5 protein-coding genes and 2 pseudogenes are annotated in these 8,050 nt (G+C 71.2%); 2 read left to right on the top strand and 5 right to left on the bottom strand.

Going from position 1 to position 8,050, the window contains the following annotated elements; genetic code table 11:
* The coding region (locus ACIQOV_RS16750) for a BTAD domain-containing putative transcriptional regulator (RefSeq protein ID WP_401049194.1) at window positions 1–1,257 on the bottom strand (1,257 nt) is incomplete at its 3' end.
* 722 nt (window positions 1,258–1,979) lie between these two features.
* Here ACIQOV_RS16750 and ACIQOV_RS16745 point away from each other — a divergent pair.
* Together ACIQOV_RS16745 and ACIQOV_RS16740 are read left to right on the top strand one after the other, a co-directional pair.
* Complete coding sequence (locus ACIQOV_RS16745) at window positions 1,980–2,741, top strand: thioesterase II family protein (RefSeq protein WP_401049192.1); 762 nt, start codon at window positions 1,980–1,982, stop codon at window positions 2,739–2,741.
* A 161-nt stretch (window positions 2,742–2,902) separates the two neighbouring features.
* On the top strand, window positions 2,903–3,154 hold the full coding sequence (locus ACIQOV_RS16740; protein WP_401049190.1) for a hypothetical protein: 252 nt from the start codon (window positions 2,903–2,905) through the stop codon (window positions 3,152–3,154).
* 496 nt (window positions 3,155–3,650) lie between these two features.
* On the opposite strand, the pseudogene ACIQOV_RS16735 reads toward ACIQOV_RS16740, so the two are convergent.
* The 4 genes and pseudogenes from ACIQOV_RS16735 to ACIQOV_RS16720 all read right to left on the bottom strand — a co-directional run.
* Window positions 3,651–3,806, bottom strand: a pseudogene (locus ACIQOV_RS16735) (VOC family protein); the annotation flags it as partial.
* A 95-nt stretch (window positions 3,807–3,901) separates the two neighbouring features.
* The gene (locus ACIQOV_RS16730) at window positions 3,902–5,086 is read right to left on the bottom strand and encodes a macrolide family glycosyltransferase (RefSeq protein ID WP_401049188.1); all 1,185 of its coding nucleotides are present in this window, start codon (window positions 5,084–5,086) and stop codon (window positions 3,902–3,904) included.
* A gap of 94 nt (window positions 5,087–5,180) precedes the next feature.
* Window positions 5,181–6,473 (bottom strand): hypothetical protein, encoded by a 1,293-nt coding sequence (locus tag ACIQOV_RS16725; RefSeq protein WP_401049186.1) that lies wholly within the window; start codon window positions 6,471–6,473, stop codon window positions 5,181–5,183.
* Window positions 6,474–7,849: 1,376 nt separating this feature from the next.
* Window positions 7,850–8,050 (bottom strand): annotated as a pseudogene (locus tag ACIQOV_RS16720) (hypothetical protein); the annotation flags it as partial.

Raw genomic sequence — 8,050 nt, 5'->3', positions numbered from 1 at the left:
CGCCCCCTCCAGATCGGCCAGCCGCCGTCGGCTGGTCACCAGCAGCCTGCTGCCCCCACTACCCGGTATCAGCGGCCGCACCTGCGCGGCGCTGGAGGCGTTGTCGAGTACCACCAGCAGACGGCGGCCCGCGGTGAGCGAGCGGTAGAGGCTCTCCCGTTCCGACTCCTCCTCGGGTATCTCGTCCCGGGGCACACCGAGGTCCGCCAGGAACCGCGGCAGCACCGCCCGGGCGGTCAGCGGCTGTGCGGCTCCGCCGAGATCCGCGTAGAGCTGGCCGTGCACCGAGGAACCGCGCACGGCGTGCGCCGCTTGCAGGGCCAGCGCGCTCTTGCCGACACCGCCCCGGCCGGTCACCACCGCCGTCGCCACCATGCCCGCGGGCATCGTGCCGGTCGTGAGGAAGTGCTGCAGCCGCGCCAGTGCACCGGAGCGGGCCGACAGTGGCAGCGGCACCGAGGGCAGCTGCGCCGGGCTCGGCCAGCAGGACCTTTCCCAGGAGGCGGCCGGCGCCGGCGCGACGGCCGCCTCCTGGGCCTTCGCGGTCTGCTCCAGCGGGTCGGGCGCGCGGGGCCGGTCGTGGGCCGAGAGGATGTGCCGGTGGACGTCGCGCAGATCGGTGCTCGGCTCGGCGCCGAGCTGCTCGACGAGCAGCGCCCGGGTGTGCTGGTAGAGGTCCAGGGCCTCCGACTGCCGTCCCGAGCGGCCCAGCGCCAGCATCAGCTTGCCCACCAGGGCCTCGCGCAAGGGGTGCCTGCGCACCAGCCGTACCAGCTCCGGCACGACCTCGGCGTGCCGCAGCAGCGCCAGCTCCGCGTCGAACCGCATCTCCATGGTCTGCAGGCGAAGCTCCTGGAGGTAGCGGCCCTCCACATCGCGCAGCGTCTGCGACGGGATGTCCGCCAGCGGCTCCTCGCGCCACAGGGCGAGCGCCTCGGCCAGCTCGGCGGAGGAACCTTCCAGGTCTCCGCGCTCGGCCAGCTCCGCCGCGCGCCGGCGATGGGCCGTGAACTGCCCGAGATCGCTCTCGTGCTCGCCGAGTTCGAGGAGGTAGCCGGGCGCCCGGGTGAGGATCCGGGCGGAGGCGTGCTCGCCCAGCGACTGCCGCAGGCGCATCACATAGGTGCGGACGGTCGCGGCGGCACTCGGCGGCGGGGCGCCGTCCCAGACGTACTCGGCGATCCGGTCGACCGAGATCACCCGGTTGGCGTTGAGGAGGAGGGCTGCCATGACCACGCGTTGCCTCGGCGCCGACACGTGCACCTCGCGCGCGTTCAACCGGACGGAAAGCGGGCCCAGCAACAGGAAGTTCAAGGGGGAGTCCTCTTCATCGCACGACCGGTGGGCAAGACTGCCTCCAGCGTCTTGGGTGACCATGAGCGGGTCAACGCGGTCCTGTCGTATCTAGAGGTATTCCTAGAGCACAGGTCTTGCGCGCATGCCGGGTTTACGCTGCGCGGCACCGTCACAGTGGCCAGGACCAGGCCGCCCACCACGGCCCACCGGCCGCAGGAGCTCGTCGCCGCACACCACGCCGGAACAGCCCCTCGACGATCGCCCTGTTCTCCGGGTGGGCGACATGGAGGTCGCTGACGGCGTACAACCGTGCCATGAGGTGCCCTCGCCCCCTCGCCCGGATCCGCGGTGCGCGGTCCGGCCGGACCGTTGCTGCCGAGTCGGAGCCAAGTAAATCCCACAGGGTTGCTCCGCACTGCAACGTTCTTACCAATCGCCGAAGAAACGGCCGGTTTTGAACCCGGACATGAGTGCCGGATGCGCTCCGATGCGTACTTGCTGACATTCCCGGAGGCATGGCAGGCTGTCATATGCGACGCCCGTGACCCGCCGGTCGTCGCCGATCGGGGATCCCCGTATTAGTGCGTACCGGCCGGCCCACCGGTGCGGCGGGTGTCCGACGTGATCACCACACCCCGCCCGCCGGCACCACGCGGATTTCGCGAAAGGAATGAAAGGCCGACATGACCTCCCTCTCTTTGGACAGCGACCTGTGGTGCCGTCGCTTCCATCCCTCGCCGACGGCCACGCGCCGACTGGTCTGCTTTCCGCATGCCGGCGGCTCGGCGAGTTTCTACTTCCCGGTATCCGCCGCACTGCGCGGTCCGGTGGACGTCCTGGCCGTGCAGTACCCCGGCAGGCAGGACCGCCGGGAGGAACCCGGTGTCCAGGACCTGCACCGGTTGGCCGACGAAGTGTCCGAAGCGCTGCGCCGCTGGGACGACCTCCCCCTGACCTTCTTCGGGCACAGCATGGGTGCGCTCGTCGCCTTCGAGGTGGCCCGGCGGATCGAGCGCACGGGCGGCCGGATCGACCACCTCTTCGTCTCCGGTCGGAAGGGGCCGTCCGCAGACCGGCCCGGGCCCTCCCGCCCACTCGACGACGCGGGCATCGTGGCCGAGGTCAGGGCCATGAGCGGCACCGACGCCCGGCTCCTGGAGGACGAGGAACTGCTGGGGATGGTGATGCCCGTGCTGCGCGGCGACCACCGGGCGCTGGGGGCCTACCGGACCGACCGTGACGCCGCGGTCACCTGCCCGGTCACCGCCGTGGTGGGGGACCAGGACGCCTGGACACCGGTCCCCGAGGCCGGGCACTGGCGCGACCGCACGACGGCCGCGTTCGACCTCAAGGTCTTCCCCGGCGGGCACTTCTACCTCAGCAGCCGGGCGGACGAGGTGACCGGCATGCTCCGCGACCACCTCGCCGGTACGCCGCGCGCCTGAGACCGTCGACAACAGGGAAGGGGGACCGAGGAGTGACACTGTCAGCGACCTCTGAGGAGATCGAGCCCACGCAGCGGCCGCCGCGGTCCGGGCCCGCCGGCGACGCCCGTCCGGCAGTCGGGGGCCCTGCCGGCGGCGCGGGCGTCCGTCGGCTGACCGCCGTGGACGCCCGCATCCTGGAAGGCGTCGCGGTCGGCACCCCGACCGTCCGGCTGGCGGCATCGCTCTATCTGAGCCCGCAGGGCATCGAGTACCGCATCGGGCTGATGATGCGCCGTTTCCAGGCCGCGAACCGGCCGGCTCTGGTCTCCCGGGCGCACTCCCTCGGTGTGCTGAGCGTCGGAGCATGGCCACCCCGCGTCCTCCCGGAATTCCTCGAGTCCCAGCAGAGCGCGGCGCGCACCGCTCCCTGATCTCCCCCGTGGGTTCCCTCCCGGAGGACGGGCCGAAAAATTCATTTTCCGAAATCGGAAAGTTCACTCCGCCGGTGTGCTGTCGGATATGTTCCCAGACCCGGATATCGTATCGATATAGCGCCACGAGACGGGTTCCCGGGTGTCCGGTCTGACGCCGGATTCTGCGGCATTCTGCTGTCGGGCCCACTTCTGCTGCACTACGCTCGGGCCGTACTGGCACCCCTCCGTTCGCTCCGATTCACAGGAGCTGTCATGAGTTCGAGGTGCCTGTTCGGCGGCGTCGGGACCGAGCCGTGCCGACGGTCGTCCTGTGGATGTCGTGGCCGAGCAGGCCGTCGAGGCGGAAGTCGAACCTGCGGGTGCGGGTGGTGGCGAGGGTGAGTCGGTGGTCCACGGCGAGGGCCCAAGCGCGACCGTCACCTCCGACATCCACACCCCGCGGGCCGGGCGACCTGGCCGATCCCGTCCCCATGTGGGGCTGACCCCCAAGACCCCGCCGCTCGGCCGGCTGCGCGCCCTTGTAGTCCTCCCACGTGGCGAACCCCTCCGGTGGCGGCACGACATACCCGAACACCTCGCACCAGAAACGGGCGAGGCGCTCGGGTTCCGCACAGTCGAAGGTGACCTGGAATTGCTTGATCGATGACATCGGCCCACCATGGTGGCGCGCACCGCCCACCGGGACCCCTGGGCGGCCGTTGATCGTTCCGCTTCTGGTCGGGGACGCCGGGCCCGGTGGTGGGATCAGGCCGTGCGCTTCAGGTAGGCCTCGATCTCGTCGGCGGCGCGGGTGGCACCGCCCGCTTCCCGGGTGAGCCGCTGCGCCTCGGCGCCCCGCTCCTGCACGGCCGCGTCGGCGGCCACCTCGGTGATCGCGGCCCGCAGCAGGCTCACGTCGGCCTCCGCCGGCAGCAGTTCCCGGCCGAGGCCCAGCTCGGCCACCCGCGCGGTGTTGGCCGCGACGTCCGGCCAGGACGGCACTCCGAGTATCGGGCAGCCGGCGTCCAGGGACTCCAGCACGCCGCCCATGCCGCCGTGGGTGATCACCAGCCGGGCGTGCCGGAGCACCGCCAGGTGCGAGACCCAGCGGTGGACCTCGACGTTGTCCGGCAGCGGATCGAGGTCGGCCGGGTCCATCCCCTCGCCGACCGAGATGACGGCGTGCCAGGGCAGCTCGGCGAAGGCGTCCACGCACAGCCGGAAGAACTCCGGATGCTTGTTGTGCACGGTCCCCATCGAGACCAGCGCCACCGGCAGGCCGCTCGCCGGGGGCTGCCACTCCCCCAGGAAGGAGCGGTCCGTGAGGCACGGCCCGACGAAGGCGAAGCGCTCGTCGAAGCTTTCGCCGTGCGGCTGGAAGAACCGCGGCACGTGGACGAGGTTGAGGCTCTCGGTGCGCATCATGAACTCGTGCGCCGGCTCGTCGATGCCGTGCGAGGCCAGCAACTCGGCCATCCGGACGCCGAATTCGACCATCACCTCCTCGGTGAGCGGGACCGCGCCGTCCGCCTCCATCATCTGCTGCACGAAGGAGTAGGCGTCGTTGGAGGCGAAGAACGGCGTCGACTGGACGGCCGGGAGCCCCCAGGTGTGGGCCAGTATCCGGCCGGCCTGGAAGGCCACGGCGTCGTAGACCACCGCGTCGGGCCTGGCGTCGCCGAACCACTCCTGGACCGCGCGCAGGATGGCGATGTTCTCGTCCAGGAAGATCAGCGGGGTGCGCCCGTTCTCGGGACCGCCCACGCTGCCCAGCGGCTGGGTGGAGTCGTAGCGCAGGTGTTCGGCGCCGACCTCGGCCAGGGCCTGGGCGAAGTCGTCGACGGCCGCGTAGGTGACCCGGTGCCCGCGGCGTACCAGTTCACCGACGACCGCCAGAGTGGGGAAGACATGGCCGTGGGCCGGGATGTTGACCATCAGGATGTGGCTCACTGCTACTCCGTCGGTATCGGGAAGAGGAACGAGGGAAGAGGGAGGCACGAAGCGCGATTCGGGAAGGGAGAAGGGGCGAGGCAGGCCGCGCGGCTCAGCTGGGGTCCTGGCCCGGTCCGGCCTCGGGCTGCGGCTCGGACTGCTGCTCGGCGGCCCACTGGGCGCCCGCGATCTCCTCGGCGCTCAGCTGCCGGCGCGGGATCCAGGCGGGGACGGTGCCCTCCTCGTTGCGGCCTTTGTCGAGGATCGCCAGGTTGTGGTAGAAGTGCGCGCCTGCCAGCGTCCGGTCGGTCCCGCTCGGGCCGTGCGCGGTCGGCGGCTCGTGCTCCTCGTGGTTGAGGCCGTCGAGCAGCTGCTTGAGGAAGCCCATGCTGGTGGTCGGGTCGTCGAGCCGCTCCGAACTGCCGCCGTAGCCCGGCCAGTAGGAGGTCTGCAGGTCCTCGATCACGTAGAGCCCGCCCGGGACCACGTGCGGGAAGAGCGCGCCGAAGGCGGCGATGACGTCCGGGCAGTAGTGGCTGCCGTCGTCGATGACGATGTCGATCGGCCCGATCCGCTCGGCCAGCGCGGTGAGGAAGGCCGGGTCCGCCTGGTCGCCCTGGACGGTGTGGATCCGCTGCTCGCGCAGCGCCGTCTTGTCGTAGACGTCGACCCCGTAGACGAGGCCCCGCCGGAAGAAGCGCTTCCACATCCGCAGCGAGCCACCGCCCGCCGCCGGGTCGGCGTAGCCGCCGATCCCCAGCTCCAGAATGGTGAGCGGCCGGTCCCGCAGCGGGGCGAAGTGCCGGGCGTAGTGGTCGGTGTAGTAGTGCAGCCCCCACTTGTCCGAACCGTGGCGCAGCGACAACTCGGCCAGGTCGAGCGGCTGTTCCACCAAGCCGCGGAGCAGCTGCTGGACGACCGGGAAGGCCGCCAGTGCGGACATCAGCCGAGCCGGGTCCTCGATGCCGTGCCAGGTGATCCCGGGCGTGCGGTGGCCTGCGGTGTGCCGGGCGCCGAAGACGGCGCGGGCCAGGTCCAGCAGGTCCAGCTCGACGGTGGCGCTGGGCTCGTCGGCCGGCCCGGTGCGGTGCTCGGCCTTGGGGCCGGTCAGCAGGTGGTGCCGGAGCACCTGGCCGTCGAAGGCGAGCTCGAACTGCACCACCACCGCGGCGGCGGCGAGTTGCTCGCTCAGGTCGGCCCGGCTGACCAGTTCGTCCACCAGGTCGGTGGCCGTCTGCTCGGCGCCCGCCGACCTGATCACCGCCGCAAGCTGCTCCTCGGGCCCGTCCGCAGCCAGGATCAGGGCGCGGATCCGGCGCAGGTCGGTCTCATGCGGGTCCGAGTCGTGGCCCGACGGGCTGTTCACGTGCCGGCCGTTCTCGTGCTGTCCGGTGAGGGCGGTCATGCGTGAGCCTTTCCACGAGGGAGTCGAGAGGACGGGGAACGGATCGGGGCTTCTTCCAGGCCGGGGTGACGTCGTCGGTCATCGCCGGCGGCGGGATCTCCACCCGACCGGGAAAGAGAGCGTTGTCCACCACGATCGGACCGCCGGGCACCGAGTTCACGGCGGGACGCCGTTGCCACTCTCAGCTACTGGATCGACACGTCGTGAATCTAGGTGCGCATCCCTCCCGCCACAAGCACTACCTGGGGCCACGGGGCGCCGAGTGCGGGAAACGAGCCACAATCGGGGCACCGCTGTTCCGCATGTTTGAACCCGCCACCCCGGTGTCGTTCGTGGCAGCGGCGGAGTCGGTGATCGTCGGGCGACCGGGCCCCGGCCCCGGATCCACCGGCTCCCGCGGCCGGCCCCGGGCGGGACCGTCCCGCTCGGCCGGGTCGGCCCGCAAGGACACGAGGGGCAGTTCCACCCCATGACCAGTGACCGAGCCGCCCGGATCCGGCCCGGCCCCGAGGCCGGAGCGCCGCAGGTTCGGCTCCCGGGTCCGCACTGTGGATCGTGGCCGAGTACGACGCCGCCGGGAACGAGAAGGGCACGATCCCGCGGTGCGGCCTTCGCGTCACGTCCTCGCCCGCTCGGCGGAGTCCAGGATCACGCGAAGGCCGCAAGGTCGTCCCGGAGGATTCCCGGGCATCAGGCCGAGGTGGCCAGGTCGGCGAGCAGGCCCTGTTCCGCGGTGTCTTGGACGGACTCGTCGACCAGGCCGGCGACGACGGAGCCTCCGCCCTGTCCCACGGTCATCAGCCGGCGATGGGCCTGCCCTCGACCGAGCTGGATGCCCGGCACGGAGGACGACCGCAGACAGTTCCCACGTTCACCACGGAGCCGATCGACGGGTGAGGTGCCCAGCTCTACCCCGGCAGCATCGCCACACCTACGCCGCAGACCTTCGGCGTGGCCTCCCCACCGATGAGTAGAGTCGGCTTCGGAGTCGATCACCGACACGCGGCGATCGCGTACTGCGTCCGGCCCAGATCCGCCAGGTTGGAGCCGGTCTCGTCATTACGGGGCGTCAAACGCTGGTTCCTCGCGTACACCTTCCCGTCTCGCCAGCCGGACCCGAACCGTCTGGCAGTTCCGGTCCGTCCCGGCGTTGTCGGGGCTGCTTACCGCCCGCCTCGGCATCCCCCGAGACGAACTGCCCCCAGCTTCAACCAAGTTGCTACGACAACCGGCAGTGCAGGTCTCGCACCTCACTCGACTCCACAGCGCCTCGCGGCGCACCCACCCGCTACGAGAAGACCGCCACCGTCTTCCGGGCCGGACTCCACATCGCCGGCATCTTCATCTGGTCCGCCCGCTGATCCAAAAGATAGGACCTAAGCCTGTGCCGTTGCCTCGGGGCCGGCGGCAGGTGTCGGGGTGCGGCGGCGGAGGGTCGCGCGGTCGGGGTCGGCTGGTTCGAGTGCGATGGCGCGGCGTAGTTGTTCCATGCGTTGGGGTAGGGGGTGCCAGCCGGGTTCTGCGGCCATCTCGGTGTTGAGGTCGTGGATCGCGCGGGCGTAGGCGCGGGCGAGGCC

This window comes from Kitasatospora sp. NPDC091257, from assembly GCF_044757675.1.
Taxonomy (GTDB): Bacteria; Actinomycetota; Actinomycetes; order Streptomycetales; family Streptomycetaceae; genus Kitasatospora; species Kitasatospora lactacystinica.
The sequence above is the reverse complement of the archived record's forward strand: the minus strand, read 5'-3'. Positions and strand labels throughout refer to the sequence as shown.